This window comes from Modicisalibacter muralis, from assembly GCF_900102945.1.
GTDB lineage: Bacteria > Pseudomonadota > Gammaproteobacteria > Pseudomonadales > Halomonadaceae > Modicisalibacter > Modicisalibacter muralis.
The window spans coordinates 301,678-326,312 of sequence record NZ_FNGI01000002.1 but is presented as its reverse complement, the minus strand read 5'-3'; the positions used below and the strand labels follow the sequence as shown (position 1 = coordinate 326,312).

At 62.5% G+C, this 24,635-nt stretch carries 27 protein-coding genes; 12 read left to right on the top strand and 15 right to left on the bottom strand.

The window, feature by feature from the left end; genetic code table 11:
* Positions 1-29: 29 nt before the first annotated feature.
* Together BLR92_RS06115 and BLR92_RS06110 are read right to left on the bottom strand one after the other, a co-directional pair.
* Entirely contained in the window at positions 30-1,076 is a 1,047-nt protein-coding gene (locus tag BLR92_RS06115) for a metal-dependent hydrolase (protein ID WP_089726548.1), read from the bottom strand.
* A gap of 13 nt (positions 1,077-1,089) precedes the next feature.
* The gene (locus BLR92_RS06110; RefSeq protein WP_089726546.1) at positions 1,090-1,638 is read right to left on the bottom strand and encodes a DNA-3-methyladenine glycosylase I; all 549 of its coding nucleotides are present in this window, start codon (positions 1,636-1,638) and stop codon (positions 1,090-1,092) included.
* A 116-nt stretch (positions 1,639-1,754) separates the two neighbouring features.
* Here BLR92_RS06110 and BLR92_RS06105 point away from each other — a divergent pair, with 116 nt between their 5' ends.
* On the top strand, positions 1,755-2,195 hold the full coding sequence (locus tag BLR92_RS06105; protein ID WP_089726544.1) for a VOC family protein: 441 nt from the start codon (positions 1,755-1,757) through the stop codon (positions 2,193-2,195).
* 45 nt (positions 2,196-2,240) lie between these two features.
* On the top strand, positions 2,241-2,921 hold the full coding sequence (locus tag BLR92_RS06100) for a uracil-DNA glycosylase family protein (protein WP_089726542.1): 681 nt from the start codon (positions 2,241-2,243) through the stop codon (positions 2,919-2,921).
* A 15-nt stretch (positions 2,922-2,936) separates the two neighbouring features.
* On the opposite strand, the gene BLR92_RS06095 is transcribed toward BLR92_RS06100, so the two are convergent.
* Positions 2,937-3,341: a DoxX family protein gene (locus BLR92_RS06095; RefSeq protein WP_089726541.1), complete on the bottom strand. Its 405-nt coding sequence runs from the start codon at positions 3,339-3,341 to the stop codon at positions 2,937-2,939.
* 178 nt (positions 3,342-3,519) lie between these two features.
* On the opposite strand from BLR92_RS06095, the gene BLR92_RS06090 reads away from it, so the two are divergent.
* On the top strand, positions 3,520-3,954 hold the full coding sequence (locus BLR92_RS06090; RefSeq protein WP_089726539.1) for an META domain-containing protein: 435 nt from the start codon (positions 3,520-3,522) through the stop codon (positions 3,952-3,954).
* Positions 3,955-3,963: 9 nt separating this feature from the next.
* Here the strand turns inward: BLR92_RS06090 and BLR92_RS06085 are convergent, their stop codons facing one another.
* The 3 genes from BLR92_RS06085 to BLR92_RS06075 form a co-directional block, all read right to left on the bottom strand.
* Positions 3,964-6,816, bottom strand: a complete 2,853-nt coding sequence (locus tag BLR92_RS06085; RefSeq protein WP_089726537.1) for a valine--tRNA ligase — start codon at positions 6,814-6,816, stop codon at positions 3,964-3,966.
* 130 nt (positions 6,817-6,946) lie between these two features.
* On the bottom strand, positions 6,947-7,381 hold the full coding sequence (locus tag BLR92_RS06080) for a DNA polymerase III subunit chi (protein WP_089726535.1): 435 nt from the start codon (positions 7,379-7,381) through the stop codon (positions 6,947-6,949).
* Between the two features lie 177 nt (positions 7,382-7,558).
* On the bottom strand, positions 7,559-9,085 hold the full coding sequence (locus BLR92_RS06075; protein WP_089726533.1) for a leucyl aminopeptidase: 1,527 nt from the start codon (positions 9,083-9,085) through the stop codon (positions 7,559-7,561).
* A 182-nt stretch (positions 9,086-9,267) separates the two neighbouring features.
* Here BLR92_RS06075 and lptF point away from each other — a divergent pair, with 182 nt between their 5' ends.
* From lptF to bfr, 5 genes are all read left to right on the top strand, one after another.
* Complete coding sequence (lptF, locus tag BLR92_RS06070; RefSeq protein ID WP_175488737.1) at positions 9,268-10,347, top strand: LPS export ABC transporter permease LptF; 1,080 nt, start codon at positions 9,268-9,270, stop codon at positions 10,345-10,347.
* Positions 10,347-11,411 (top strand): LPS export ABC transporter permease LptG, encoded by a 1,065-nt coding sequence (gene lptG / locus BLR92_RS06065; protein WP_089726529.1) that lies wholly within the window; start codon positions 10,347-10,349, stop codon positions 11,409-11,411. The genes lptF and lptG overlap by 1 nt, the downstream gene beginning before the upstream one ends.
* 29 nt (positions 11,412-11,440) lie before the next feature.
* Positions 11,441-11,878: an RDD family protein gene (locus BLR92_RS06060; RefSeq protein WP_089726527.1), complete on the top strand. Its 438-nt coding sequence runs from the start codon at positions 11,441-11,443 to the stop codon at positions 11,876-11,878.
* A gap of 237 nt (positions 11,879-12,115) precedes the next feature.
* Positions 12,116-12,319: a (2Fe-2S)-binding protein gene (locus BLR92_RS06055; protein WP_089726525.1), complete on the top strand. Its 204-nt coding sequence runs from the start codon at positions 12,116-12,118 to the stop codon at positions 12,317-12,319.
* A gap of 197 nt (positions 12,320-12,516) precedes the next feature.
* A complete protein-coding gene (gene bfr, locus BLR92_RS06050; protein WP_089726523.1) occupies positions 12,517-12,993 on the top strand; it encodes a bacterioferritin in 477 nt (158 codons plus the stop codon).
* Between the two features lie 68 nt (positions 12,994-13,061).
* On the opposite strand, the gene BLR92_RS06045 is transcribed toward bfr, so the two are convergent.
* The 5 genes from BLR92_RS06045 to BLR92_RS06025 all read right to left on the bottom strand — a co-directional run bounded on the left by BLR92_RS06045 (position 13,062) and on the right by BLR92_RS06025 (position 16,663).
* Positions 13,062-14,153, bottom strand: a complete 1,092-nt coding sequence (locus BLR92_RS06045; protein WP_089726521.1) for a 5-(carboxyamino)imidazole ribonucleotide synthase — start codon at positions 14,151-14,153, stop codon at positions 13,062-13,064.
* 3 nt (positions 14,154-14,156) lie between these two features.
* On the bottom strand, positions 14,157-14,663 hold the full coding sequence (purE, locus tag BLR92_RS06040; protein ID WP_089726519.1) for a 5-(carboxyamino)imidazole ribonucleotide mutase: 507 nt from the start codon (positions 14,661-14,663) through the stop codon (positions 14,157-14,159).
* A gap of 126 nt (positions 14,664-14,789) precedes the next feature.
* Positions 14,790-15,023 (bottom strand): DUF1653 domain-containing protein, encoded by a 234-nt coding sequence (locus BLR92_RS06035; protein WP_089726517.1) that lies wholly within the window; start codon positions 15,021-15,023, stop codon positions 14,790-14,792.
* Entirely contained in the window at positions 15,013-15,870 is an 858-nt protein-coding gene (gene tcdA / locus BLR92_RS06030) for a tRNA cyclic N6-threonylcarbamoyladenosine(37) synthase TcdA (protein WP_089726515.1), read from the bottom strand. Before tcdA ends, BLR92_RS06035 begins: the two co-directional genes overlap by 11 nt.
* Positions 15,857-16,663 carry a pseudouridine synthase gene (locus BLR92_RS06025; RefSeq protein WP_089726961.1) on the bottom strand — a complete coding sequence of 269 codons (807 nt, stop codon included), beginning with the start codon at positions 16,661-16,663 and terminating at the stop codon, positions 15,857-15,859. The genes tcdA and BLR92_RS06025 overlap by 14 nt, the downstream gene beginning before the upstream one ends.
* Before the next feature lie 165 nt (positions 16,664-16,828).
* Between BLR92_RS06025 and aceK the strand changes: the two genes are divergently transcribed.
* Positions 16,829-18,598: a bifunctional isocitrate dehydrogenase kinase/phosphatase gene (gene aceK / locus BLR92_RS06020; RefSeq protein WP_089726512.1), complete on the top strand. Its 1,770-nt coding sequence runs from the start codon at positions 16,829-16,831 to the stop codon at positions 18,596-18,598.
* Between the two features lie 158 nt (positions 18,599-18,756).
* Here the strand turns inward: aceK and BLR92_RS20155 are convergent, their stop codons facing one another.
* Positions 18,757-19,317, bottom strand: a complete 561-nt coding sequence (locus tag BLR92_RS20155) for a pentapeptide repeat-containing protein (protein ID WP_175488736.1) — start codon at positions 19,315-19,317, stop codon at positions 18,757-18,759.
* A gap of 64 nt (positions 19,318-19,381) precedes the next feature.
* Between BLR92_RS20155 and BLR92_RS06010 the strand changes: the two genes are divergently transcribed.
* The 3 genes from BLR92_RS06010 to BLR92_RS06000 all read left to right on the top strand — a co-directional run bounded on the left by BLR92_RS06010 (position 19,382) and on the right by BLR92_RS06000 (position 21,441).
* Positions 19,382-19,558, top strand: a complete 177-nt coding sequence (locus BLR92_RS06010) for a transposase (RefSeq protein WP_175488735.1) — start codon at positions 19,382-19,384, stop codon at positions 19,556-19,558.
* Positions 19,559-19,604: 46 nt separating this feature from the next.
* Positions 19,605-20,561, top strand: coding sequence for a bile acid:sodium symporter family protein (locus BLR92_RS06005; protein ID WP_089726506.1), 957 nt, complete (start codon positions 19,605-19,607; stop codon positions 20,559-20,561).
* Positions 20,562-20,640: 79 nt separating this feature from the next.
* Positions 20,641-21,441, top strand: a complete 801-nt coding sequence (locus tag BLR92_RS06000; RefSeq protein ID WP_370659220.1) for a tRNA-uridine aminocarboxypropyltransferase — start codon at positions 20,641-20,643, stop codon at positions 21,439-21,441.
* 39 nt (positions 21,442-21,480) lie between these two features.
* Here the strand turns inward: BLR92_RS06000 and BLR92_RS05995 are convergent, their stop codons facing one another.
* From BLR92_RS05995 to BLR92_RS05985, 3 genes are read right to left on the bottom strand one after another with little or no spacing between them, the layout of a single operon-like run.
* Positions 21,481-22,551 (bottom strand): ABC transporter substrate-binding protein, encoded by a 1,071-nt coding sequence (locus BLR92_RS05995; RefSeq protein WP_089726504.1) that lies wholly within the window; start codon positions 22,549-22,551, stop codon positions 21,481-21,483.
* Positions 22,548-23,942, bottom strand: a complete 1,395-nt coding sequence (locus BLR92_RS05990) for a sensor histidine kinase (protein WP_089726502.1) — start codon at positions 23,940-23,942, stop codon at positions 22,548-22,550. Before BLR92_RS05990 ends, BLR92_RS05995 begins: the two co-directional genes overlap by 4 nt.
* Positions 23,939-24,607: a response regulator gene (locus BLR92_RS05985; protein WP_089726500.1), complete on the bottom strand. Its 669-nt coding sequence runs from the start codon at positions 24,605-24,607 to the stop codon at positions 23,939-23,941. Before BLR92_RS05985 ends, BLR92_RS05990 begins: the two co-directional genes overlap by 4 nt.
* Positions 24,608-24,635 lie beyond the last annotated feature (28 nt).

The window sequence follows — 24,635 nt, the reverse complement described above, 5'->3', positions numbered from 1 at the left end:
GCTAAGTACCGTCTCATTCGCTGTACCGCTCAACGCCCGGCCGATTCGGCCGGGCGTTGCTCGTTACCCAGCGGCATGGCGCTCTCGGAGAATAGCGCGCGTTCGAGCAAGCGCTTCAGCGCTTCGCCGTCCGGCTCGCGCCCGGCGACCAACTGCGCGGGCATGGCTCGCCAGTTGCCCGAGCCATCGCTTCTGGCCAGGCGGAAGTTGAACGGATAAAAGCCGGGAAAGCCAAGGCGCAGATCGGTGGCAACCAGCCATCGGACGCCGTCGGTCTCGTGTGCGCGATAGCGCAGGAAAGGGCCGGCGAACCACTCGAGGCGCTGGCCACTCGTCGTGTCGAGGGCCGCGGTTTCGAGCCGTGCACCACGCGGGAAGCGCTCAAGCTGAGGGAAATGATCGTCGAACAGGCCGACCAGCATCTCATGATAGTCGTCGCCGTCGATTACCGTGACTCGCCATAGCAATGTATTGAAAGGCGTCGGTTGGACCAGCCGAGGTGCATCGGCGAGGCCGCGTTCGGCGAGCAGTGGCTCGATGCGCGCATCGATCAGCGTCTTGGCGCCGAGCGAGAACGCCAGATAGGCACTGGACAGCGCCAGCCCCCAATGCAGGGCGCGCGGCGAATAACCGCGAATCAGGGTGAAAATCACCACGCTCAATAACGGCAGGGTGTACAGCGGGTCGATGATGAAGATCGTCGACCAACTGACCGGTGGCGTGGTCAGCGGCCACCATAATTGCGTGCCGTAGGCGGTAAAGGCGTCGAGCAGCGGGTGGGTCAGCAGGCAGGCAGCGTAGAACAGCCACCAGCGGGAGAGCGGGATGTCGCGTGGCGCGAACCTCGCCGTGATCAGCGCGAGCAGCGTGGCGAGTGTGCCGAGCACCGCCAATGAATGGCTGAAACCGCGATGGTAGGTGTAGTCGGCTACCGCGTCGCCGTAGTCGATCACCACGTCGAGATCGGGCAGGGTGCCCAGCGCCGCGCCGATCAACACCGCCTTACGGCCCAGCCGTCGACCGAGCAGGCTGCCGCCTAGTGCGCCGCCGAGGCAGGCTTGGGTCAATGAGTCCATCGCTAGGGCATTCTCAAGTGTTGCCGCGTATGGTGGCCCAGGGTGGGCATGTCGCCAGTACATGTGTCTGTATCGGGCAATCGTCGCTATGCGCGCCGGGCAGATAGCCGGTGCTCATCAGGAATTCGTTGACGATCTCCGGCCCGGTAAAGCGAAAGGTACGCTTGAACAGACGCACCCAGCCATCCAACGTCAGGGGATGATTATTATCCAGCCAGGCCTTGAAGCTGCCATGCTCATTTTGCAGAGTCTGAATAACCTTAGCGTTATGAATGGTGGCATCGATCTTGAGACGGTTGCGAATGATGCCGGCATCATTGAGCAGCCGCTGGCGTTCGCTATCGCCGTAGGCGGCGACCCGGGCGATGGAGAAATCGTCGAAGGCGACTTTGAAGGCGTCGCGCTTCTTGAGTACGGTCAACCACGAAAGCCCGGCCTGATTGATCTCGAGAATCAGGCGCTCGAACAGGGCGTTATCGCCATCGATGGGAAAGCCGTATTCGCGATCGTGGTACGGGCCGTGAAACGGATGGTCGGGAGCCAGGTCGCAATAGCCGGCCATGTGCTGATCTCCTGTGGTTGGGTGACGTATGCTGCGTGAAGAGACGATCCATCCGGGCTAACGAAGGCAAGCGGCGCGTTCGTGCTTCATGCCCGCTCACGACGAAGGAAGTCAACATGCAATATCTGCATACCATGGTGCGTGTCAACGATCTCGATGCCTCGCTGCATTTCTACTGCGATTTGCTGGGGCTCGAGGAAATCAGCCGCAAGGATAGCGAGAAAGGGCGCTTCACGCTGGTCTTTCTCGCCGCGCCGCAAGATAGACGGCGCGCCCTCGATGACCGTGCGCCGATGATCGAGCTGACTCACAACTGGGATCCCGAAGAACACCAGAGTGGGCGCAACTTCGGACATCTGGCTTATCGTGTCGAGGATATCCATGCGTTGTGCGAGCGGCTCCAGGCCGGTGGCGTGACCATCAACCGCCCGCCACGTGACGGCCATATGGCCTTCGTGCGCTCGCCGGATGGTATTTCCATCGAACTGCTGCAACAGGGCGACCCACTCGAACCCCGCGAGCCTTGGGTGTCCATGGACAATACCGGAACCTGGTAGCCAGCGAACCGCTGGCAAGCGACTCAGGGAGCGAGTGACATGTAACTGACCGACACGCTGAAAAAGGCCTTTCGCGACGAAGCGCGAAGGCTGGAAGGCATCGATCTCGAGGCGTACCGGCAGTTCGACAAGGACCCGTGCGAGCCGATCATCGGCCTGGGACCGCGCGACGCGCCGATCGGCTTCTTCGGTCGCGATCCGGGGCGCCAGGAGGTCAAGTGGGGCGAGCCGTTCATCGGTAGCGGCGGCCAGAAAGTGCGCAAGGGGCTCTACCAGCATCTCTACGGTGAGCCGCTGCCCGATTTCGATGCCTCGCGCGAGGTGGGGCGCCGCGTGTTCTGGGTCAATACCGTGCCGTACAAGCCGACCGGCAACAAGGCCTGGTCGATGGCGGTCAAGAAGCGCTTTCAACCGCTGATGGCCGAGCTGCTGGTCGAGCACTGGCAGGGCCGTGAGTTGATCACCCTGGGGCGCGAGGCCTTTGCCTGGTTCGGCATCAACCAGCCGCGTGAGGCGCGCCAGGCGCTGGAGGCGTTCTGGTCGCGGGGGGATCGCTTCGAGGCCAGCCACACCACGACGCTGGTGCTGGATGACAAGCGCGAGGCGACCCTGAGCCTCGCGCCGTTGCCGCATCCCTCGCCGCTCAATCAGACCTGGTTCAAGCGCTTCCCCGCTCTGTTGGAAGCTCGCCTGAAGGCGCTCGATGTAGCCAGCCGGCTAGGCTGACTGGTCACGTCGTTGTCAGTCGGGGCGTACCGCCATCCGCCCGCTACCCAGGAACACGATGGCCAGGGCGCCGAACAGGTACATCCCTTGCAATTCGAGTGCCCAGCCGCCGCTATCGCCCAGCGTGAACAATTCGCCCATGTGCACCAGGGCAATCGCCACCAGCATATTGCCGACCATCAATAACCCCGCCACGCGCGCCTGCCAGCCGAGAATCGCCATGACCGGGGCAATGACCTCGCCGATCAGCACGCCATAGGCCAGAAACGCCGGCAGCCCCTGGCTCGCGACCTGATCGCCGATCCAGTTCAGGCTGTCGGGATTGAGCAACTTGGCGATGCCGTGCAGCAGAATCAGCCCGCCAACGCTGAGGCGCAAAATGAGTTTGCCGAGCGCGTCGTTGTGCAGTGCGTTGAGCATATAAATCTCCTTGTCTGGGTCAAAGTGGCGCCTACTATTCCATTTCTCGGTGGATAAGAGTAGAGCGTTTTTCAGCAAATATTATTACTCAAAGCGTGAATGATCCTTGATGGGATTGCCTTGGTCGGGTGGCTGGGGCAGGCTAGGGGCCGTTTTCATGGAGCCGGGAGAAGCATCGATGCGTTGCTGGGTAATTCTGATGGTAGTCGCCTTGGCCGGTTGCGCGACGTCGCGTCCGGCCTCGCAGTCGCCGGCCGACACGGCGATGCATTCGTCGCCGCTAGTTGGCCAGCGCTGGGAGTTGATACTGATTGGCACCGATGAGTATTGGCAGGGCCGGCAGCCGGCCTATTTCAGCCTGTCGCCCGATAACGGCCGGCTTCGGTTTATCGGTAGCAATGGCTGCAATCGGCTGACAGGAACCGTCACCTTGGGCGAAGGGCAGCGCATCGATTTCGGCAACCTGGCGAGTACGCGCATGGCCTGCCCGGGGATCCCCCAGGCGGCCCAGGTCAACGCCTTGCTATCCCAGGCGTATCGTTATCTGATCGATCACGACCGCTTGGTCCTGTTTGGGCCGGATAGCTTGGTATTGGGCGCCTTCCAACGCTAGTAAAGTCGCCTACAGCGCGGCGATCTTGTCGCGCTGTTCGACGAGTACCGCGCGGCTGGCCTGGGCGTCGGCGAGCTTGGCGCGCTCTTTCTCCACCACCGCGGCGGGTGCCTTGGCGACGAAGCTGTCGTTGCCGAGTTTCCTTTCGATACCGCCGATAAACGCGTCCTGCTTGTCGATTTCCTTGGCCAGACGCGTCAGTTCGGCGTCCTTGTCGATCAGTTCGGCCATCGGCACCAGCACTTCCATGTCGCCGACCAGTTGGGTCGCCGACAGCGGTGCCTCGCTCGGCTCATCGAGCCAGGCGACGCTTTGTAGCTTTGCCAGCTTGGCGAGAAACGGGCGGTTGTCGGCGAGGCGCTGACGATCGGCGTCATTGCCCTTGGTCAGTAGCACATCGAGCGGCTTGCCGGGGGCGATGTTCATCTCGGCGCGCACGTTGCGCACGGCGACGATCACGCCCTTGAGCCATTCGATGTCGCGCTCGGCCTGCTCGTCGATCTTGTTCGTTTCGGCCTCGGGCCACGGCTGATTCATGATCGACTCAGAGCCATCAGCGCTTGCCTTGCCGGCGAGTGGGGCCACGCGCTGCCAGATTTCCTCGCTGATGTAGGGCATCATCGGATGCGCCAGGCGCAGGATGGTTTCGAGCACACGCACCAGCGTGCGCCGGGTGCCACGCTTGGCCTCGCTGCTGGCATTCTCATCCCACAGCACCGGCTTGGACAGCTCCAGGTACCAGTCGCAGTACTCGTTCCAGACGAACTCATAAAGCGCCTGGGAGGCGTGATCGAAGCGGAACTCCTCCAGCGCCCGGGTGACCTGCGCTTCGGTCTGCTGCAGGCGCGAGACGATCCAGCGATCGGCCAGCGACAGTTCGACATCATCCTTACCGTCGCGGCCGATGTCCTCACCTTCGGTATTCATCAGCACGTAGCGCGAGGCATTCCACAGCTTGTTGCAGAAGTTGCGGAAGCCGTCGAGGCGGCCCATGTCGAACTTGACGTCGCGCCCGGTGGTTGCCAGCGACAGGAAGGTATAGCGCAGCGCATCGGTGCCGTGGGGTTCGATGCCCTCGGGGAATTCGGCGCGGGTGGCCTTTTCGATCTTCTTCGCCTGCTGCGGCTGCATCATGTTGCCGGTGCGCTTGGCGACCAGCGTTTCCAGGTCGATGCCGTCGATCAGGTCGATGGGGTCGAGCACGTTACCCTTGGACTTGGACATCTTCTGGCCCTGGGCGTCGCGCACCAGGCCATGGACGTAGACGGTCTTGAACGGCACCTGGCCGGTGAACTTGCCGGTCAGCATGATCATCCGCGCGACCCAGAAGAAGATGATGTCGAAGCCGGTGACCAGCACGCTCGATGGATGGAACGTCGCGAGCTCGGGCGTTTCTTCCGGCCAGCCCAGGGTGCCGAAGGTCCACAACCCCGAGCTGAACCAGGTATCCAGCACGTCGTCGTCCTGGATCAGCAGCACATCCGGCTCCAGGCCATATTTCTCGCGGGCCTCGGCTTCGCTGCGTGCAACATAGACGTTGCCTTCGGGATCGTACCAGGCCGGGATGCGATGCCCCCACCACAACTGGCGCGAGATGCACCAGTCCTGCAAGTCGCGCATCCAGGCAAAGTACATGTTCTCGTAGTTCTTGGGCACGAACTGGATGTCGCCGTTCTCGACCGCGGCGATGGCCGGCTTGGCGAGTTGCTCCACGGCGACGAACCATTGATCGGTGAGCAGCGGCTCGATGACGTCGCCGGAGCGGTCGCCATAGGGCAGGGTGTTGTTCACCGTCTCGACCTGCTCCAGCAGCCCCAATGCCTGCATGTCGGCGACGATCTTGTCGCGCGCCGCGAAGCGATCCAGGCCGGCGTAGGCGGCGGGCAGCGAGGCGTCTTCGTCGGGCAGCGGCCGGCCCTGGAGATCGAATATCTCGGCGCGTTCGAGCACTTCGGCGTTCTGCGAGAAGACGTTGATCAGCACGTGGTCCTGGCGCTTGCCGACCTCGTAGTCGTTGAAGTCGTGGGCCGGGGTGATCTTCACGCAGCCCGAGCCTTTTTCCATGTCGGCGTGCTCGTCGGCGACGATGGGAATGCGCCGCCCGACCAGCGGCAGCTCGACGAACTTGCCGATCAGCGAGGCGTAACGCGGGTCATCGGGGTTGACCGCCACGCCGGTATCGCCGAGCAAGGTCTCGGGGCGGGTGGTGGCGACGATCAGGTAATCCTTGCCGTCGTCGGTCAGTGCGCCGTCGGCCAGCGGATAGCGGAAGTGCCAGAACTGGCCCTGCTGCTCACGGTTTTCGACTTCCAGGTCGGAAATCGCGGTGTGCAGGGTCGGGTCCCAGTTGACCAATCGCTTGCCGCGATAGATCAGCCCTTCGTCATGCAGGCGCACGAAGACCTCCTGCACCGCCTTGTAGAAGCCGTCGTCCATGGTGAAGCGCTCGCGGCTCCAATCGGCGCTGGCGCCCATGCGGCGTAGCTGGCGGGTGATATGCCCGCCGGACTCGGTCTTCCATTCCCAGACCTTGTCGATGAACGCCTCGCGGCCCAGATCGTGGCGCGTCTGGCCGGTCTCGGCGGCCAGCTTGCGCTCGACCAGCATCTGCGTGGCGATGCCGGCGTGATCGGTGCCGACCTGCCACAGGGTATTGTGGCCCTGCATGCGTCGCCAGCGGATCAGCGTGTCCATGATGGTGTCCTGGAACGCATGACCCATATGCAGGCTGCCGGTGACATTGGGTGGCGGAATCATGATCGCGTAGGGCTGACCCTCACCGGACGGGGCGAAACGGTTGTCGGCTTCCCAGCGCTGGTACCAGCGCGTTTCGATCTGTTCGGGTTGGTAGGTCTTGTCCATTACGCATTGCCTGCAAGAGTGGCGACGCCGGTCGCGGGCGGTTAGCCGCGGCGGCCAGCGTGGAAGGGTGGCGAAAAATGCCTGGGATTATACCGTTTGGGGCCGCCGCCGTCACAGCCTGGGGCGTCGTCTAACCCAGATGGTGCGCCCTGACTGGATAGCCGCGGCGCTTGTAGGTCTGCCAGCAATCGCGCTTGCTGGCGAGCACGTCTTGATGCTGGTTGATGATCTCGGCGACACGCTCGAAGCGCGAGAACCATTCGGGAATCTCGGGATGCAGGTTGAGCATGGCCTGCGAGCCGGGGGCCTGCGGTGTGGGCGGCTCGTCCCAGCCGATAGTCACCGGCGTCGGCGTCTCGCTGGCATCGATCAGTGCATGCGGCACGTAGCTGTCGGGGCGGAAGGTCCATAGCCGCTCATCGAACTCGCGCGCCTGTTGCTCGTTCTCGGCGTGCACATGCAAGCCATGGCCCTTGCGGTAGATGGTCTCGACCAGTCGGCAGGCGAAATCGAGCCGTGCCTCGATGGTGGTGTCGGGGAGGATGTAGAAGTCGATTTGCGTCATGAGGCACTATCCGAAAACTGGCTGCGCTTGGCCATACGGCGTTAAAAAGCAGCGAGAAGTGCTCATTTACAATAGTAAACTCGCGTGCGAGCCCAGTCCGCTTTCTCGCTGCTTTTTGCCTGGTCTGGCCATCGCTCGCCAACTTTTCGGACAGCGCCTGGCCATTTATTTATTGCGTTAAGTTTCGTCGCTGACCTCGGCGTCGCTTTCACGATCCAGCAGGTACTGCGTCAGCAGGCCGACGGGGCGGCCGGTGGCGCCTTTCTGCTTGCCGGAGTTCCAGGCGGTGCCGGCGATGTCGAGATGCGCCCAAGGGTATTTCGTCGTGAAACGCGACAGGTAACAGGCCGCGGTAATGGCGCCCGCCGGGCGTCCGCCGATGTTGGCCAGGTCGGCGAAGTTGGAATCCAACTGGCTCTGGTAGTCGTCCCACAGCGGCATGTGCCAGGCGCGGTCCCAGGCCGTTTCACCGGCGTCGAGCAGGTCCAGCGCCAGGTCGTCGTCGTTGGAGAACAGCCCGGTGGCATGTGCCCCAAGGGCGATCACGCAGGCCCCGGTGAGGGTCGCGATATCGACCACGCTGGCCGGTTCGAAGCGTTCGCTATAGGCTAGCGCGTCGCACAGTACCAGGCGGCCTTCGGCGTCGGTGTTGAGCACTTCGACCGATAGCCCATTGAGCGTCTTGATGATATCGCCGGGCTTGGTGGCGCGCCCATCGGGCATGTTCTCGGCGGCGGCGACCACGCCGACCACGTTGATCTTCGGCTTGAGGGCGAGCAGCGTCTGCATGGTGCCGAACACGCTGGCCGCGCCGCACATGTCATATTTCATTTCGTCCATGTCGGCACCGGGCTTGAGCGAGATGCCGCCGGTGTCGAAGGTGATGCCCTTGCCGACCAGCACATGTGGTGCTTCCGCATCGTTCTCGGCGCCCTGATAGCGCATCACGATCAGCCGCGACGGCTCGGCGCTGCCCTGGCCGACCGAAAGCAGGGTGTTGGCGCCCAGCGCTTCGAGGGCTTCCTCGTCGAGTATCTCGACGCTGAGCGCGCTGTTCGATTCCTTGCCCAACCGTTCGGCCTGTTCGGCCAGATAGCGTGGCGTGCAGACATTGCCCGGCAAGTTGCCCAGCGTGCGGGCGTAATTGACGCCACCGCCGATGGCGTTGCCGACACGCGCGCCTAATTCACTGGCAGCGCTGGCGGCGCTATCGGCGGCTTCGCTGATCAGCAGGCCGACGCGTTCCAGGCGTGGCGCCGGGGCCGGTTCCGACTTGAAGGTATCGAAGCGGTAGATCGCGCGCAGCGCGGCTTCGGCGGTCGCGCGGGTCTTCCAATCGCTTTCGCGCTCGGGTACCGGCACGTCGCTGAAGGCTACCACGGCTTCATCGATCGGCAGTTTGGCCAGCGCCGGGAATGTCGCGTCCAGCGCCTTGCGGAAGTTGCCTTCATTGCTCTTGGCGCGCTCGCCGAGACCTACCAGCATCAGCCGCTCGGCGGCGAGGCCGGGGGCGAAGGGGATCAGTTGCACGTTGCCGAGCCCGGCGTCGAAGTCACCGCGTTCGATCAACTGACGGATCAGGCGCTCGCTGGCGTCGTCGAGCTTGGCCGCGGCTGGAAGCAGGTCACCATCCTTGAACACCGGGACCACGAGGCAGGCCGTCTCGACCTTGGCCGGATTGACGGTGAGAACAGGGAATTCCATGGCGTCTCCACAGGACAAGGGGCTTCTCCACGAGACAAACGTCTCATGACGAGACAAGAGTCCGGGGATTCTGGATAATGCCGGCACGGCTTGATGCCGACCGAACTCCCCCAGTGTACGCAAAGCATTGCGCCATTGCATGGATCGTTATCAGCTTCAGGGAGCCACACCGGGAGACCGTTTTGATCATCTTTCGTTATCTGACCCGCGAGATTCTGGTCACCATGGCTGCCGTCGCCGGCGTGCTTTTGCTGGTGATCATGGGCAGCCGTTTTATCCGCTATTTTTCGAGCGCGGCCGAGGGCGACTTCCCGGCCAGCATTCTCGGCACGCTGATGCTCTATCACATGCCGGGCTTTCTCGAACTGATTCTGCCGCTGGCTTTTTTTCTCGGCATATTGCTGGCCTACGGGCAGCTTTATCTGAACAGTGAAATCACCGTGCTGGTGGCTTGCGGCACCAGCCCCAACCGCCTGCTGCGGGTGACCATGCTGCCGGCCGTGCTGGTGTCGTTGCTGGTGGCGATGTGCAGTTTGTGGCTGACTCCGGCCGGTGCCCGACACAATGAAGTGATGCTCGAAGAGCAGCGCAGCCGGCTGGATTTCACGGCGCTGGTGCCGGGGCGTTTTCAGGAATTCGGCGATGGCCGAACAGCCTATACGTCGGCGCTGAGCGACGATCAATCGCGCATGCAGGGTGTGTTCATCAGCGAGCGCCAGGAGCGCAGCGATGGCACGCCGCAAACCGCGATCACGCGTGCGACCGGCGGCTATCAGACCGTCGACCCGGAAACCGGCAGCCGCTTTCTGGTTCTGACCGATGGCGAGAGATATAGCGTCGACCCGGGCCGCGCGGTGGCCGAGCGTCTCGAGTTCGATACCTATGCGGTGCGCCTGTCGCGCGCCACGCGAATGAGCGAGCTCGATGAGCCGGAATACGCCTCGACCATGGCGCTGCTCGCCAGCGGCACGCCGGACGCGCAGGCGCAGTTACAATGGCGTCTTAGCCTGCCCTTGATGGTGCCAATTCTGACCCTGCTGGCGCTGCCGCTTTCCAAGGTCAACCCGCGCCAGGGGCGCTTCGCCAAGCTATTGCCGGCGATCTTCTTGCACATCAGTTATCTGAGCCTGCTGCTGGCGGCACTGGATGCCATCAGCCGGGGCGCGCTGTCGCCGACTATCGGCATGTGGCCGATCCATCTCGGCTACCTGCTGCTCGGGGTCTGGTTGACCCGGCGGTCCCAGTTGGGAGGGATGCGCTGATGATTGCCGACCGTCTCGATCGTTATATCGCCCGCAATGTGCTGGCGGCCATTGTGGTGGTGCAATTGGTATTGCTGGGTCTCGACCTGGTGATCGCCTTCATCAACGACCTGAAGGATGTCGAGGGCGGCTACAGCGCCTTCGATGTGCTGCTCTATCTGGGCATGCGCCTGCCCTGGCGTTTCTATCAATACGCGCCGGTGGCGGTACTGATTGGCGCATTGATCGGCCTGGGCAGCATGGCCTCAAGCAACGAGCTGACGGTGATGCGTGCCGCCGGTCGCTCGCTGGCGCGTATCCTGTGGGGGGTGATGAAACCCATCAGCGTGGTGATCATCGTGGTGTTGCTGATCGCCGAGTTCGTCAGCCCACGTACCGAGCAGTTCGCCGAGGCCTGGCGGCTCGAGCAGATGGAAGGCTCCGGCGCGGTGCTCTCGCAAAGTGGCGGCTGGCAGCGCGAGGGCGATACCTTCTATCGCTTCGGTGCGATCCGCGCCGACGATACCGTGATCGACCTGACCGGCTATCATTTCGATGGCCAGCGTCTGGAAAAGGCCATTCATGCCCAGCGCGCGGTATGGGAAGACGGTCGTTGGGTACTCGAAGAAGCCGAGGTGACCCGCTTCGTCGAACGGGGCACCGAGGCCGAGCAGCATCCCCGCATGGCGTGGGAAACCGAGCTGACCCCGACGCAGCTCAATCGGTTGCTGCGCGATGCCGAGACCCAGGCGCCCAGCGAGTTGTGGGCCTACGCCAATTACCTGCATGAGCAGGGTCTCAGCGCAACCCAACCGCTGCTGTATTTCTGGCAGAAGATACTGATGCCGCTGACCCTGGCCTCGCTGGTGCTGGTGGCGGCCTCCTTCGTGTTCGGCCCGCTGCGCAGCGTGGCGGCGGGCACCCGGGTTTTCTATGGCGTCATCGTCGGGCTGTCGTTCAAATACATCCAGGATTTGTTGGCGCCGGCCTCGACGCTGTTCGGCTTTTCGCCGGTATGGTCGGTGCTGACGCCGACCCTGGGCTGCATCCTGCTGGGCGCCTATCTGCTGCGCCGCAGCGGCTAGCACTTCCATTAAAGAGGCAAAGGCGTTCCATGCGCTATTTCAGCGATCTCGACGATACCTGGCCGGCCGGTCTGGCGCGGCGCCTGGCGGCGATGCTCTACGACTCGCTGGTGCTGGTGGCGCTGTGGATGCTGGTCGGTTTCATCGGCGTGGCCGTCAACGGTGGTGAAGCCAACGAGAGTCCGCTATTTCGTAGCATTCTGTTCGTGGTGACCTTCGCCTTTTTCGCCTTCTTCTGGATGCGTGGCGGCATGACATTGGGCATGCAGGCCTGGCGACTGCGGGTGCAGAACACCGACGGTCGGCCGTTGTCGCTCATGCAGTGCCTGGTGCGCTTCATCATTGCGGCGCTCTCGCTGGCCGCCGCTGGCTCGGGTTACTGGTGGATTCTGTTCGACGGCGAAAAGCGTAGCTGGTCGGATATCGCTTCGAACTCGCATGTCGTGGTGCTGCCCAAGCGCAAGTGAACGGCTGCATAAATGCCTGCACGGACGAATCGCTTTGTTACGCGGTGCTCGAAGACTCGCCTAACTTTATGTTATGCCTCGTCTTCTGTGCTCCGGGCGCCTTGCGTTTCATTCCGCTCGACAATTTATTCAGCAATTCACCAAGCAAAATAATCACGCCGCCAAGTGATTGGGTGTTGCAAGACGCTATGCGAATCATTTACATTTGTCATCGCGATGCCAAGCGAGGTGATGTGAATGTACGTGTGTCTTTGCAAGAGCGTTTCCGATCGGACGATCCGCCAGGCCGTAGAAGAGGGCGCCCGCAGCTGGCGCGAAGTGCGTGAGCGCACGGGTTGCGGCACGCAATGCGGCAAGTGCGCCTGCATGGGCAAGTCGATCACCAACGATGCCGTGGCTCGCCAGATCGTGCCCGACGCGGATTTCGCCTACGCAGTGTAATTCCTATTGCCTTAATTGTCATCATCATTAGCATCCGCCAGCCCTTCGCAGTTGCGATAAAATCGCGACAAAACTGCCGCAACTTATTGGCATAATTCGACTTTTTCCCTTTTTTGGACGATACTTTCCCGCATCGAACGTGGCCGGGCGTGATTCCCCGCGCCTGTGACAATCATTCAGCGAGGAGGTCTTTTCCCATGAAAGGCGACGCCAAGGTCATCCAGCATCTCAACACCGTGCTCGGCAACGAGCTGGTGGCGATCAACCAGTATTTCCTGCACGCCAAGATGTACAAGGACTGGGGTCTCAAGGCGTTGGCCAAGTGGGAATACGACGAATCCATCGAGGAAATGAACCACGCCGACAAGTTGATCGAGCGCATCCTGTTTCTCGAGGGTCTGCCCAACCTGCAGGATCTCGGCAAGCTGCATATCGGCGAGAACACCCGCGAAATGCTCGAGAGCGATCTGGCCGCCGAGCATGCCGGGCGTGACGACCTGATAAAGGCCATCACCTACTGCGAGAAGGTGCACGATTACGTCAGCCGCGACCTGTTCCGCCAGATCCTCGATGACGAAGAAGAGCATATCGATGCGCTGGAAACCGAACTCGGCCTGATCGACAAGGTAGGGCTGGAGAATTATCTGCAAAAGCAGATGCACGCAGCCGAATAAGCCGAAAGTCGGTTACGCAACGAAGAAGGGCGCCATCCAGGTGCCCTTCTTGTTTGGCGGGGAGTCGCTCAGCCGAGGTCGTTGACCAGCAGCTTCTCCACGGCGTCGAGCCGCTCCTGCAACTGCTCTTCACAGGGAGCGAGCACGGTGATATGACCGATCTTGCGGCCAGGGCGCGGGGCTTTGCCGTAGTCGTGCCAGCGCGTGCCGGGCACCGTTAACACCGCGTCGCGCTCGGGGAAGGCGCCGACCACGTTGAGCATGGCGCAGGGCGCGAGGCGTTCGGTCGAGCCCAGCGGCAGGCCGGCGATGGCGCGCAGGTGGTTCTCGAACTGGCTGGTCGCGGCGCCCTCGATGCTCCAGTGGCCGGAGTTGTGAACGCGTGGTGCGATCTCGTTGGCCAGTAGTTCGTCACCGCTGACGAAGAATTCGAAGGCCATCACGCCGACATAATCGAGCGCGTCGAGCACGCGCTGCGCATAGTCTTCGGCGCGCGGCTGCAAGGCGTGGCCGGGCTGCGGCGTGGAACGATGCAGGATGCCCTGGCGATGCTCGTTGCGCGTCAGCGGCCAGGCGCGGGTGTCGCCATCCCGGCCGCGCACCGCGACCAGCGAGACCTCGTGGTCGAAATCGACGAAGCCTTCGAGCACCAGCGGCACCGCGCCGAGTTCGGCGAAGGCGCCGGCCACGTCGGCTGTTTCGCGCAGCACCTTCTGGCCCTTGCCGTCGTAACCCAGGGTGCGGGTCTTGAGCACCGCCGGCAGGCCGATCTCGGCAACTGCGGCATCGAGGTCGGCCTGGCTATCGATTTTTGCCACCGCCGGCAGCGGGATATCCAGCGAGCGGAACAGCGATTTCTCGGCCCAGCGGTCGCGGGCGGTGGCCAGCGCCTCGGCGGGGGGAAAGGCCGGGCGTCGTTCGGCGAGCGTGGCGACTACATCGGGGGAGACATTCTCGAATTCGAAGGTCACCACATCGCTATCGGCGATCAGCGCTTCGAGAGCCGCCGCGTCGCTCCAGTCGGCCTTAAGATGACGCCCGTGGAGCCCGGCGCAGGCCGACTCGGATGGGTCGAGAAAGGTGAAGCGGGCATCGAACCCGGCGCCGGCCTCGGCCAGCATGCGGCCAAGCTGGCCGCCGCCAACGACTCCTATGCGCATCGCTCAGGCCTCTTGGGAATCGGATTGGCTGGGATCGGGATGGTCGAGCACCTTGCGGGTCTGCTCGGCGCGGTAATCTTCCAGCGCGCTGCGAATTTCGGGGTACTTGTTGCCGAGGATCGCGGCGGCCAGCAATGCGGCATTGATCGCCCCGGCGCGGCCGATGGCTAGGGTGCCGGTGGGAATGCCGGCGGGCATCTGCACGATCGACAACAATGAATCGACGCCACTGAGCATGCTCGACTGCACCGGCACGCCGAGCACCGGCAGGCAGGTCTTGGCGGCGGCCATGCCGGGCAGGTGCGCGGCGCCACCGGCACCGGCGACGATCACCTCGAGGCCGCGCTCGGCGGCGCTCGCGGCATAGTCGAACAGCAGGTCCGGGGTGCGATGGGCCGACACCACCTTGACCTCGTGCTCGATACCCAATCGCTCCAGGGTCTCGGCCGTGTGACACATGGTCGCCCAGTCCGATGTCGACCCCATGATGACGCCTACCCGTGCGCTCATGCTTCCTCCGCTCGATTCGCTAGGCCCCAAAATAAGCCAGGCTCAAAATAACAAGCGCGGGAGTATAGCATTCACGCGCCTGTCCGGCATGTCCGCTTCAGTGGCGATACCCGCCAAGATCGATCGTCACTTGAACGCGGCTTCCAGTTCGAAGCGAGGCACCGGCTCGCCCTGCACCTCGACGCCTTCGTTGAACATGTCCAGCGGCCGCGCCCACAGGCCATAGTCGCCGTAAAGGGCACGGTAGATCACCAGTGGCTCCTCGGTTTCGCTGTGGTGGGCGAGGCCGATCACCTCGTAGCTCTGGCCCTTGTAATGGCGATAGATGCCCGGTACCGGGCGATGGTGATCATGGTGCATCGGAAGACTCCTCGAGGGTGTCGGCGGCGGTGGCCTGGCGTGCCGGCTCTTGTGCCAGGCGTGCCAGCACGCGTGAGGCGGCGACGAAGCCGAACGTGCCGGTGACGAAGGTCGCAGCGCCGAAGCCGCTGGCGCAATCCAGGCGCGTGGCTTGGCCGTGCTGGGGTTTCTGCAGGCAAACCTCGCCATCGTTGCCGGGATAGACGAGCTGTTCGTCAGAATAGACGCATTCCACGCCGAAGCGGCGTTTGGGATTGCGCGAGAAGCCGAAATCGCGACGCAGCCGGGCGCGCACCTTGGCCAGCAGCGGGTCGTGCTCGGTGCGTGTCAGGTCGGCGACGCGGATGCGCGTGGGATCGGTCTGGCCGCCGGCGGCGCCGGTGACGGTCAACGCCAGCTTGCGACGCTTGCACCAGGCGATCAACGCGGCCTTGGCGACCACGCTGTCGATGGCGTCGATGACATGATCGGCGTCGTCGGGGATGCGGCTGGCCAGGTTGGTCGGGGTGACGAAGGCGCTATCCGCCACCACCTCGATGTCGGGATGAATCGTCCGGCAGCGCTCGGCGAGCACCTCGACCTTGGGCCGACCGATGGTGCCGTCCAGCGCATGCAGTTGGCGATTGACGTTGGACACGCAGACGTCGTCGAGATCGATCAGCGTCAGCTTGCCGATCCCGGCGCGGGCCAGCGCCTCCACCGCCCAACTGCCGACACCGCCGACCCCGACCACCACCACGTGGGCGTGACGAAAGCGTGCCACGGCGCGGGCACCATAGAGGCGGCGGATACCACCGAAGCGCAGCTCGTAATCCTCGTGCACGACGTTCGAATCAAAGGCACTCATGGCAACTCGGCTCTGCATGACGGGTTTCAAGCGTTTCGCTGGGCGCGGCGCTTTGCCAACGGACGGCATCGACCGGCAGATGTCCGCTCCAGCCGAAGCGCTCGAATAGCTGACGCATATCGGTTTCCAATGCCGCGTCGATATACAGCGTGGCCCGGTGCTCGGGATGCCGGAAACTCATCCCCACCGCGGCCAGCAGCAGGCGCGGGCAATCCAGTCGCTCGCGAAAGAAGCGATTGTGCAGGCCCTTGCCGTGCTTGGCGTCGCCGATGATCGGATAGCCGCGACCCGACAGATGACGGCGAATCTGGTGGCGCCGCCCGGTCAGCGGTCGCGCCTCGATCAATGAATAGCGGGTTTGTGGGTAGCGGTCGACCTGGACCGGCAGCTCGACGCTATCGAGTCGGCGTACCTCGGTGCGCGCCGGTTGCGCCGGCATCTCGGCCTTGGGGCGCTTGGCGTCTTCCTCGCGTAGCGGCGCGTCGAGCCATTCGTGTTCGGGACCGATACCGCGCACCACCGCGAGATAGCGCTTGCGGACTCGCTGGGCGGTGAACTCCTCGCCCAGTGTGCGTGCCGTGCCGGGGTCGAGCGCGAACAGCAATAATCCCGAAGTCGGGCGATCCAGGCGATGCACGGGATAAACGTGCCGGCCGAGCTGGTCGCGCAGGCATTGCAGGGCGAAGCGCGTTTCGCCACGCGCCAGCGCCGTACGATGCACGAGCAGGCCGGAGGGCTTGCGCACGGCGACGAGCGTGTCGTCCTGGTAGACGATCGGCAGGGCATCAAACATGGTGGCCAGGCTGCAACGAGAGTGGGTGGCCATTGTCGCCGCCTGCGTCGCCGATGTCATCCGGCGTGACGCCTGTCGCTCGACTACAGGGCGCTACACTATCGTCGTCTCGCCCTGGCGCGGGGAATCGTCGAAGCTACAGGGGTGCCTTCGCCGGAGCCAGCCATGAAACTGTCCGCCGCTTATCGTCTCGCCGCCACCATTTTGCATGGTTTCGACGAATATCGTTCGCGCTTCAAGCAGATTACCCGCGACGCGCGGCGGCGTTTCGCCGAGGCGGCCTGGCTCGAAGCCCAGCAGGCCGCGGCGACGCGTATCAACCTCTACGACAAGAAGGTCGGCGAAACCCTCGCGCGTCTCGAGCGCTCGTTCACCGTCGAGGAGTTGATTGACTGCGAAAACTGGCGCGAGGCACGAGCGCACTATGCCGAGTTGATCGCCCAGCGGCTCGACTACGAGTTGGCCGAGACCTATTTCAACTCGCTGTTCTGCTCGATCTTCCACCATCGCCACATCCGCAACGACTGGATGTTCGTCTACAGTTCGCGCGAGCACGCCGCGCACCGCTCGGATATCGAATTGACCCGGCGGTGGCGAATCGCAGGCGACTGGCCAGGCGCGCTTACCTGGGCGCTCGAAGAGGCACCGCTCGACACGCCATTCGATGACGCCGCGCGCGATGCCCGGCTGGGCAGCGGCTTTCTCGTCGATAACCTGCCCGCGGCCCTGCTCGAGGCCGCCGACGCCGAGATCGAATTGATCGAGAGCGTGTTCTATCGCAACAAGGGCGCCTATCTGGTCGGGCGCATATCGGGCGGTGGCGAGCAGGTGCCGCTGGTGTTGCCCATCCTGCATGATGCGCCGGACGAGGAGTTGAACGACGCCACCGCCCGATTGCGCCTGGATACCCTGATCATCGAACCCGACGAGGTCTCGATCATCTTCTCGTTCACGCGGGTCTACTTTCAGGTCGACGTGGCAGTGCCGCGTGAGTTCGTCGATTACCTGCAGCAACTGATGCCCGATAAACCCGAGGGCGAGCTCTACGCGTCGATCGGTTTCTTCAAGCACGGCAAGACCGAGTTCTTCCGCGCGCTCAATCACCACGTCGCCCGGCGTCAGGATCGTTTCATCATCGCCCCCGGGGTGCGCGGCATGGTCATGACGGTGTTCGTGCTGCCGTCGTATCGCACCGTGTTCAAGATCATCAAGGACCGTTTCGACCCGACCAAGGACATGAGCCGCGAGAACGTGCGCGAGAAATACCGGCTGGTCAAGCGGCATGACCGGGTGGGACGCATGGCCGACACCCAGGAGTTTTCCAATTTCATCGCGCGCAAGGATCACTTCGATCCCGATTGCCTGGCCGAGCTGCTCGAGGTCGCGCCCTCCACGGTGCAACTCAAGGGCGACAAGGTGCTCATCAAGCACTGCTACACCGAACGCATGATGATGCCGTTGAACCTGTACCTCGAACACAGCGACGCGGACGAGACCCGCGCGGTACTCAAGGATTACGGCAACGCCATCAAGCAGCTCGCCGCCGCCAACATCTTTCCCGGCGACATGCTGCTCAAGAACTTCGGCGTGACCCGTCACGGGCGAGTGGTGTTCTACGATTACGACGAGATCTGCTATCTCAGCGAATGCAACTTCCGCAAGATCCCCGAGCCGTTGTACCCCGAGCAGGAGATGATGGACGAGCCCTGGTATTCGGTGGGCCCCAACGATATTTTTCCCGAGGAATTCGGCCCCTTCTTGTTCGCCGATATCAAGCTGCGCCGGCTGTTCCTCGATCTGCACCCCGAGCTGTTCGACGCCGAATACTGGCAAGGGCTGCAACGGGCGATTCGCGACGGGCGGGTGATCGATGTCTACCCCTATCGCAACAAGCAGCGTTTCGCCGACAGTGGGCAACCGGCGTTGACCTACTAGTTTTCTGAGTCATAAGAGCTTCGCATCGATATGATCGACTCTGTTACCGGCATAAAATGCCCCTGGGATTTGGCGAACCTCCGGGCTCAAGCCACATCGGAAAAAGACATTCAAGCCGTTCGCAAACGCTGGCTAAGCGCATACGGCAACCGGGCATGTTATTCGGCGATCTCAATTTGATACTTCTTTAGCATTAGAAGGGCTGTGTCAATGGGGACCTTTGCGCCGGCCACGATGTTTTCATCGGGGTCTAGAAATAAGTTGGAGGTGTTGTAAAAAATCGTCTTCTCGAGGTTGCAGTTCTCAAAGCGTGCATCAGAAAATTCCGAACGACTAAAGTCACATTTTCGAGCACTGCTGTCTTGAAAAAATGCTTCTTTAAAAGAGCACTCCGTTAGTGAAAAAGAATCCAGGCTGCACTTGGAGAAAATATTAAAATCAAAGATGCATTTGCTAGCTGAAAATGTGGATGGGATCTTTGAGTAGGGCCAGGTTATGCCAATGAGTTTGCATTCTAAAAACGTGGTGTCGAAAAACTTCGTTTCATGAAGCCTTATGTTGGATAAGTTGCAATTCAAAAAAGTACAATTTTCGAAAGAGCAGTCGATAAAAGAGGTGCCTGAAAAATCACAGCCACGAAATTCACAGGAATAAAAAAATTCGGAGTTAGTGACTATGCTGCTATTGTCAGAAGGGTTGAATACTTCGTTGCTTGGCATTAGAGGCCCCATGAAAATAAATTAAGAGAGTAAGGAGGCCATTTTCAAGAAGATGGCGCCGCCCATGAGCCTGGCTATTCTGGAACTGGCCGAGCAGGAAGGCATCTCGTCGGCAACCCTCTACAATTGGCGCAGACAGGCTAGTGCACGAGGACAGGTTTTGCCATCTCGATCCGCCACGCCGGACCAGTGGGCAACCGACGCTGACCTTAATACTTACTTCACCGCTCATCAATATTGAGGCAAGATAGTCGGCTAACTATATAAGCAACGCGCCAGGATATGCCATGTCGATCTTCGAACGCCTCAACCGCCTGTTTCCCGTCTGGGCGATACTCTTTGCACTATGCGCCGCCTGGCAGCCCGAGTGGTTCACAGGCCTGGCTTCCCAGATCCAACTGTTGCTGGCGATCATCATGTTCGCCATGGGCCTGACACTATCGCGCCATGACTTTCTTGGCGTGATTCGCGCGCCGCTGCCGGTCGCCGTCGGCCTGATCCTGCAATTCTCGGTCATGCCGCTGGCGGCGCTGTGCGTGTCCTGGATGCTGGGGCTCTCACCCGAGCTGACCACCGGCATGGTGCTGGTCGGCGCTACGGCCGGCGGCACCGCCTCCAACGTCATGACCTGGCTGGCCGGTGGCCATGTCGCGCTGTCGGTATCGATGACGCTGGTCTCGACGCTCGTTTCGGTGGCCGCTACACCACTGCTGACCTGGCTGTTGGTCGGGCAGAGCGTCGACGTGCCGGTGTGGGGCATGTTCCTGAGCATCGCCCAACTGGTCATCGCGCCGATCGCGCTGGGCGTGGTGATTCACCATTTCCTCGGCGCGCACATTCGCCGCGTGGAGCCGGCCCTGGCGTCACTGGCGATGTTCGCCATTGTTGTGATCATCGCCATCGTGGTGGGCCTCAATGCCGGTCGCCTGGCCACGCTCGGGCCGCTGGTGGCATTGGCGGTGATGCTGCACAACGCCATCGGCCTGGCCGGCGGTTATGGCATCGGTCGTTTGCTGGGCTTCGACAAGCGCATCGCCCGGACCATCGCCATTGAGGTCGGCATGCAGAACTCCGGGCTTGCCGTGGCCCTGGCCAACCAGTTCTTCACCGCCACGGCGGCGCTGCCTGGTGCGCTATTCTCGGTATGGCACAACGTTTCCGGCTCGCTGCTCGCCGGTTACTGGAAACGCCGTCCGGTGAACGACGCTGATGGCAATGCCCAGGTCGATGCCGCGACGCATTGAGCCGGGGCCACGACGGGCCATTCGGCAAGGCCGGGCATGCTAGAATGCCCGGCCCTGTTTATCGACGATGCACGCTTCCATGAGTGACTACGATCTGACGATGCCCGCCGATGCTGGCGTTATCGCTCCCGATGGCTGGGAACGCGATCCGGCAAGCGGGCGGCCACGCCCGCCGCGCCGGCCATTCAAGGCACGTGGCAGCTTCGTGGTGCGTTGCGAGGGGTGTCGCCTGCCGACGCTCAATTGCCTGTGCCCGTACAAGGCCACTGCCGAGAGCCAGGCGCACTTCTGGCTGCTGACCCATCCGCTGGAACACAACAAGCCGACCAATACCGGGCGCTTGATCGGCGATATTCTCGCCACCACCGAGCTATTCACCTGGTATCGCACCGCGCCGGACGAGCGGCTGCTGGCGTTGCTCGAGGATGCCCGCTATGCGCCCTTTATCGTCTTTCCCGACGACCAGCCGGATTACGCCGAACGCGTGGTAGAGGTCGATGCCGTGCATGCGGCGAAGGGCGATGGGTTTATACCGGTATTCATCATCCTCGACGGCACCTGGCGCCAGGCACGGCGCATGTTCCGCAAGAGCCCTTACCTGGAACGCCTGCCCGTGTTGCCACTGCGTAGCGCGCGGCTGACCCGCTACCACCTGCGTAAGCCGGCATCGGCGGCGCACCTATGTACCGCCGAAGTCGCCGCCGAACTGCTGCGCCAGAGCGGCGATAAGACCGCCGCCGCGACGCTCGATGACTACTTCGACGCCTTCAACGACAGCTACGCCGCCAGCCGCCGCCATCACAAGATCGAAGAACCCACGCCGGCGATGCGGCGGTTGTTGGAGAAAAGGCGGGTTGCAAGCTGGAAACTCCAAGATTGAGCGGTAAAGATCGTGATGCTTTGGCCTGGTCCATGTGGATCATTTGGCAGCATCGAGAATCTGAATCTCGCGCATCCAGCGGTCCATGAAGGCATCGCGGCGCTGTGGGTCGACGAATGCCAGCAGCGTGGCGTTGATGGGGATCGGGTAGAGATGGTCGCCGACCTGATCGCGCAGCCGCTGCGCGGTGTAGGGGCCGGTAATCTCGGGCAATACGCTGAATAGCGGTGTCTTGCCCGCGAGGATTCGTTGCCCTTCACGGCCGAGCAGAAAATTGAGGAACTGCCTGGCGGCCAGCGGATGTGGGGCGTCGCGGTGAATGAACGCCATGCGCATCAGCACCAGCGCGTAATCCTTGGGCACCTGCACCATGACTTCCGGATGCGTCTGGGCCCAGACCATGGCATAGGAGCCCAGCAGGTTGTAGCCCAGCCAGTAGCGCCCTTCGCTAAGCCCTTCGAGCATATCGCGCGTGGTCTCTTGCAAATCGACGTCGGCGGCGCCCATGGCTGCCACTAGATCCCAGAAACGCGGTGAGTAGCGTGCATCCTGTTGAAACAAGGTGTAGCCCACGCCGCTGCGCAGCGGTGAGTAGGTGGTCACGCGACCCTTGAGTTCTGGCTGGGTGATCAGCAACTCATGCAGGTCGGCGTGGGTGTAGGGCGGCATCATGTGTTTGGCCAGATCCAATCGATAGGCCATGACGATGGGCTCGAAGGTGAAGCCGAACACCTCGTCGCGCCACTTCGCCCATTCGGGCCATTCCCGGGCCTCGGGACTATTCAGCGGCTGAGCGAGACCCTCGTTGACTCGCGCCATTTGCCAGGGCATAGCCGAACTGATCACCACATCCGGTGCTGGGTCGGCCTGCCTGGCGTAACGATCGACTTCCAGGGTGGATAGATCCCGGTAGTCCAGTGCGATCTCGGGGTACGCACGTTCGAAGGCTTGCAGCAGCGGGGCGACGACCTGGTGATCGAGCGCCGCGGCGACGACCAACGGCGTTTGTGCCTGAGCCCGGTCGGCCCATGACGCAGTTGTCCAACTGAGCGGCAAGCCGCCAAGGCATAGGCAGGCGAGTCGTAGCCAAAACCGATAGGAAGCGTTCATGTTGCGTTCTCGAGAGGGAAGCGGACGGCGACACACAATCCCGTCGGGGAACGAGCCCCCAACGACAAGATGGCGCCATGCTGACGGGCGATGGAGTCGACGATCGCCATGCCCAGGCCCGAGCCTTCGGCGTCATGCCTGCCGGCGCGCTCGAAAGGCTGATGCAGCCGACTCAGTAACCCCTCGGGCACGCCGGGGCCGTCATCCTCGATGATCAACGTGACGGTATCGACCCCGGGTTGCAGGCCCAGGGTGATGATCGTGCCGGGTGGGGTGTAGCGCAGCGCGTTATCGACGAGATTGCCGACCAGCTCATGCAGGGACCAGGGCTCGCCCCTGACCATCATCGCTTTATCGGGCAGCGGCGCGAGGCCCAGATCGTGATTCCTCGATGTGGCGCGCTCTGCCCACTCCATGACACAGTCGCGCAACAGCGCGACCAGATCGAACGAGCCCCGCTCGTGTTCACTGCTGGCATGGCGTAGCCGGGCCAGGCTGAGCAACTGCTCGGCCAGGCGGCTGGTGCGCGTCGCGTTGTCGTTGACGGTTTCCAGCGCCTGGCGCCATTCCTCTGGTCGTCGACTCTGCAACGCCAGTTCGCAGGTACTGCGCAGACCGGTCAGCGGGGTCTTGATCTGGTGGCTGGCATCGGCGGTAAAGCGCAGCAGGTTTTCACGCCCTTCGCGCTGTCTGGCGAAGAGCGAGTTGAGGGTCTCGGTGAGTTCCAGCAGCTCTTTCGGAACCCGGGCATGCAATGGCTGAGTGTCGTCGTTTTCCCGCTGACGCAATAATTGGCGCAGCTTGCGCAGGGGTTTCAATACACCACGCATTGCCAGCGTCATCAACAGCCCAGCCAGCAATACCATGACTGCGAAACGCGTCATGGCGCGTTCGAACAGCTCGCTGGCAAGCGCATGACGCCCGGCGAGGGTGTGGCCGACCCAAATCTGCACAGGGTCCTGGGCCTCCCAGCCCGCAGTGTCGAGTTCGTAACCGTAGAGCCTGATGGGCGTGTCACCGATACGGGCATCTCGCCATATCGGTCGTTGCGATGCCTTGTGGCGCCATTGAGGGTCGATGATCGTCGGCATGTTACGGGTAATCGACGTGCCATTGGCATTGAGGATGGCGTAGAACACCCGCTCCTGATGGCGGGTAGCGAGAATCTGCAAGGCGGCGGCGGGTATCTCGACAAGCGGTTCGCCGCCTTGCCATTGGATGGCTTCGGCGATGGTCAGCGCGGCGGCTTGCAACTGGCTATCGAAGGCCCGCTCGGCATCGCGCTGCGCGCTGGTATAGGCCTCTATCATCAGAAACCCACCCAGGCCGCCGAACGTCACCAATAGCCACAGCGCCAGCCGCGTCTTCAAGGTGCCATCGACCTGGATCACGGTCGTTCTTCCTCGAGGCGGTAGCCCATGCCGCGCAGGGTGCGAATGCGCAGGCCACTGCCTTGCAGGCGTTTTCGCAGTCGGCTGATATAGACTTCCAGCGCATTTGGGCCAACGCTACCGAAGCCGAACAGGCGGCTTTCCAGCATCTCGCGCGGGGCGATACGCCCGGCGTGCATCAACAACCCTTCGAGCAGGCTCAATTCGCGTCGTGGCAGCAGGAGCGGGTCGCCGTCGAGCGTTACCGTGCCGGAGCAGGGCTCGAAGCGCAGGGGCCCCAGGTTCAGGCTGTTATCGATGCGCTGCTGGCTGCGCCGTAGCAGGGCGCGGACTCGGGCTTCCAGCTCGGCCAGCGAAAACGGCTTCGCCAGATAGTCATCGGCGCCAATATCCAGCCCCTTCACACGATCCTCGATGCCATCGCGTGCGGTCAGGATCAGTACCGGAGTCGTGTCGCCGCGTCCGCGCAGGTCGGCCAGTAACGACAGCCCATCGCCATCGGGCAGGCCCAAGTCAAGCAGTATCAAATCGAAGCTGTCATGGGCTAGCGCCGATCGTGCCTGCGCGCAGCGAGAGAATACGTCGATGGTATTGCCCAGCGGCGTCAACGCCTGGTGCAGCGACCGGGCGATCAATGCATCGTCTTCAACGACCAGTAAGCGCATGCGACCGAATCTCGCTAATTGTTTACAG

Coding starts and splice junctions, on each gene's coding strand:
- BLR92_RS06115 (WP_089726548.1), bottom strand. CDS start 1,076: ATGGACTCATTGACCCAAGCCTGCCTCGGCGGCGCACTAGGCGGCAGC.
- BLR92_RS06110 (WP_089726546.1), bottom strand. CDS start 1,638: ATGGCCGGCTATTGCGACCTGGCTCCCGACCATCCGTTTCACGGCCCG.
- BLR92_RS06105 (WP_089726544.1), top strand. CDS start 1,755: ATGCAATATCTGCATACCATGGTGCGTGTCAACGATCTCGATGCCTCG.
- BLR92_RS06095 (WP_089726541.1), bottom strand. CDS start 3,341: ATGCTCAACGCACTGCACAACGACGCGCTCGGCAAACTCATTTTGCGC.
- BLR92_RS06090 (WP_089726539.1), top strand. CDS start 3,520: ATGCGTTGCTGGGTAATTCTGATGGTAGTCGCCTTGGCCGGTTGCGCG.
- BLR92_RS06085 (WP_089726537.1), bottom strand. CDS start 6,816: ATGGACAAGACCTACCAACCCGAACAGATCGAAACGCGCTGGTACCAG.
- BLR92_RS06080 (WP_089726535.1), bottom strand. CDS start 7,381: ATGACGCAAATCGACTTCTACATCCTCCCCGACACCACCATCGAGGCA.
- BLR92_RS06075 (WP_089726533.1), bottom strand. CDS start 9,085: ATGGAATTCCCTGTTCTCACCGTCAATCCGGCCAAGGTCGAGACGGCC.
- lptG (WP_089726529.1), top strand. CDS start 10,347: ATGATTGCCGACCGTCTCGATCGTTATATCGCCCGCAATGTGCTGGCG.
- BLR92_RS06060 (WP_089726527.1), top strand. CDS start 11,441: ATGCGCTATTTCAGCGATCTCGACGATACCTGGCCGGCCGGTCTGGCG.
- BLR92_RS06055 (WP_089726525.1), top strand. CDS start 12,116: ATGTACGTGTGTCTTTGCAAGAGCGTTTCCGATCGGACGATCCGCCAG.
- bfr (WP_089726523.1), top strand. CDS start 12,517: ATGAAAGGCGACGCCAAGGTCATCCAGCATCTCAACACCGTGCTCGGC.
- BLR92_RS06045 (WP_089726521.1), bottom strand. CDS start 14,153: ATGCGCATAGGAGTCGTTGGCGGCGGCCAGCTTGGCCGCATGCTGGCC.
- purE (WP_089726519.1), bottom strand. CDS start 14,663: ATGAGCGCACGGGTAGGCGTCATCATGGGGTCGACATCGGACTGGGCG.
- BLR92_RS06035 (WP_089726517.1), bottom strand. CDS start 15,023: ATGCACCATGATCACCATCGCCCGGTACCGGGCATCTATCGCCATTAC.
- tcdA (WP_089726515.1), bottom strand. CDS start 15,870: ATGAGTGCCTTTGATTCGAACGTCGTGCACGAGGATTACGAGCTGCGC.
- BLR92_RS06025 (WP_089726961.1), bottom strand. CDS start 16,663: ATGTTTGATGCCCTGCCGATCGTCTACCAGGACGACACGCTCGTCGCC.
- aceK (WP_089726512.1), top strand. CDS start 16,829: ATGAAACTGTCCGCCGCTTATCGTCTCGCCGCCACCATTTTGCATGGT.
- BLR92_RS20155 (WP_175488736.1), bottom strand. CDS start 19,317: ATGCCAAGCAACGAAGTATTCAACCCTTCTGACAATAGCAGCATAGTC.
- BLR92_RS06010 (WP_175488735.1), top strand. CDS start 19,382: ATGAGCCTGGCTATTCTGGAACTGGCCGAGCAGGAAGGCATCTCGTCG.
- BLR92_RS06005 (WP_089726506.1), top strand. CDS start 19,605: ATGTCGATCTTCGAACGCCTCAACCGCCTGTTTCCCGTCTGGGCGATA.
- BLR92_RS06000 (WP_370659220.1), top strand. CDS start 20,641: ATGAGTGACTACGATCTGACGATGCCCGCCGATGCTGGCGTTATCGCT.
- BLR92_RS05995 (WP_089726504.1), bottom strand. CDS start 22,551: ATGAACGCTTCCTATCGGTTTTGGCTACGACTCGCCTGCCTATGCCTT.
- BLR92_RS05985 (WP_089726500.1), bottom strand. CDS start 24,607: ATGCGCTTACTGGTCGTTGAAGACGATGCATTGATCGCCCGGTCGCTG.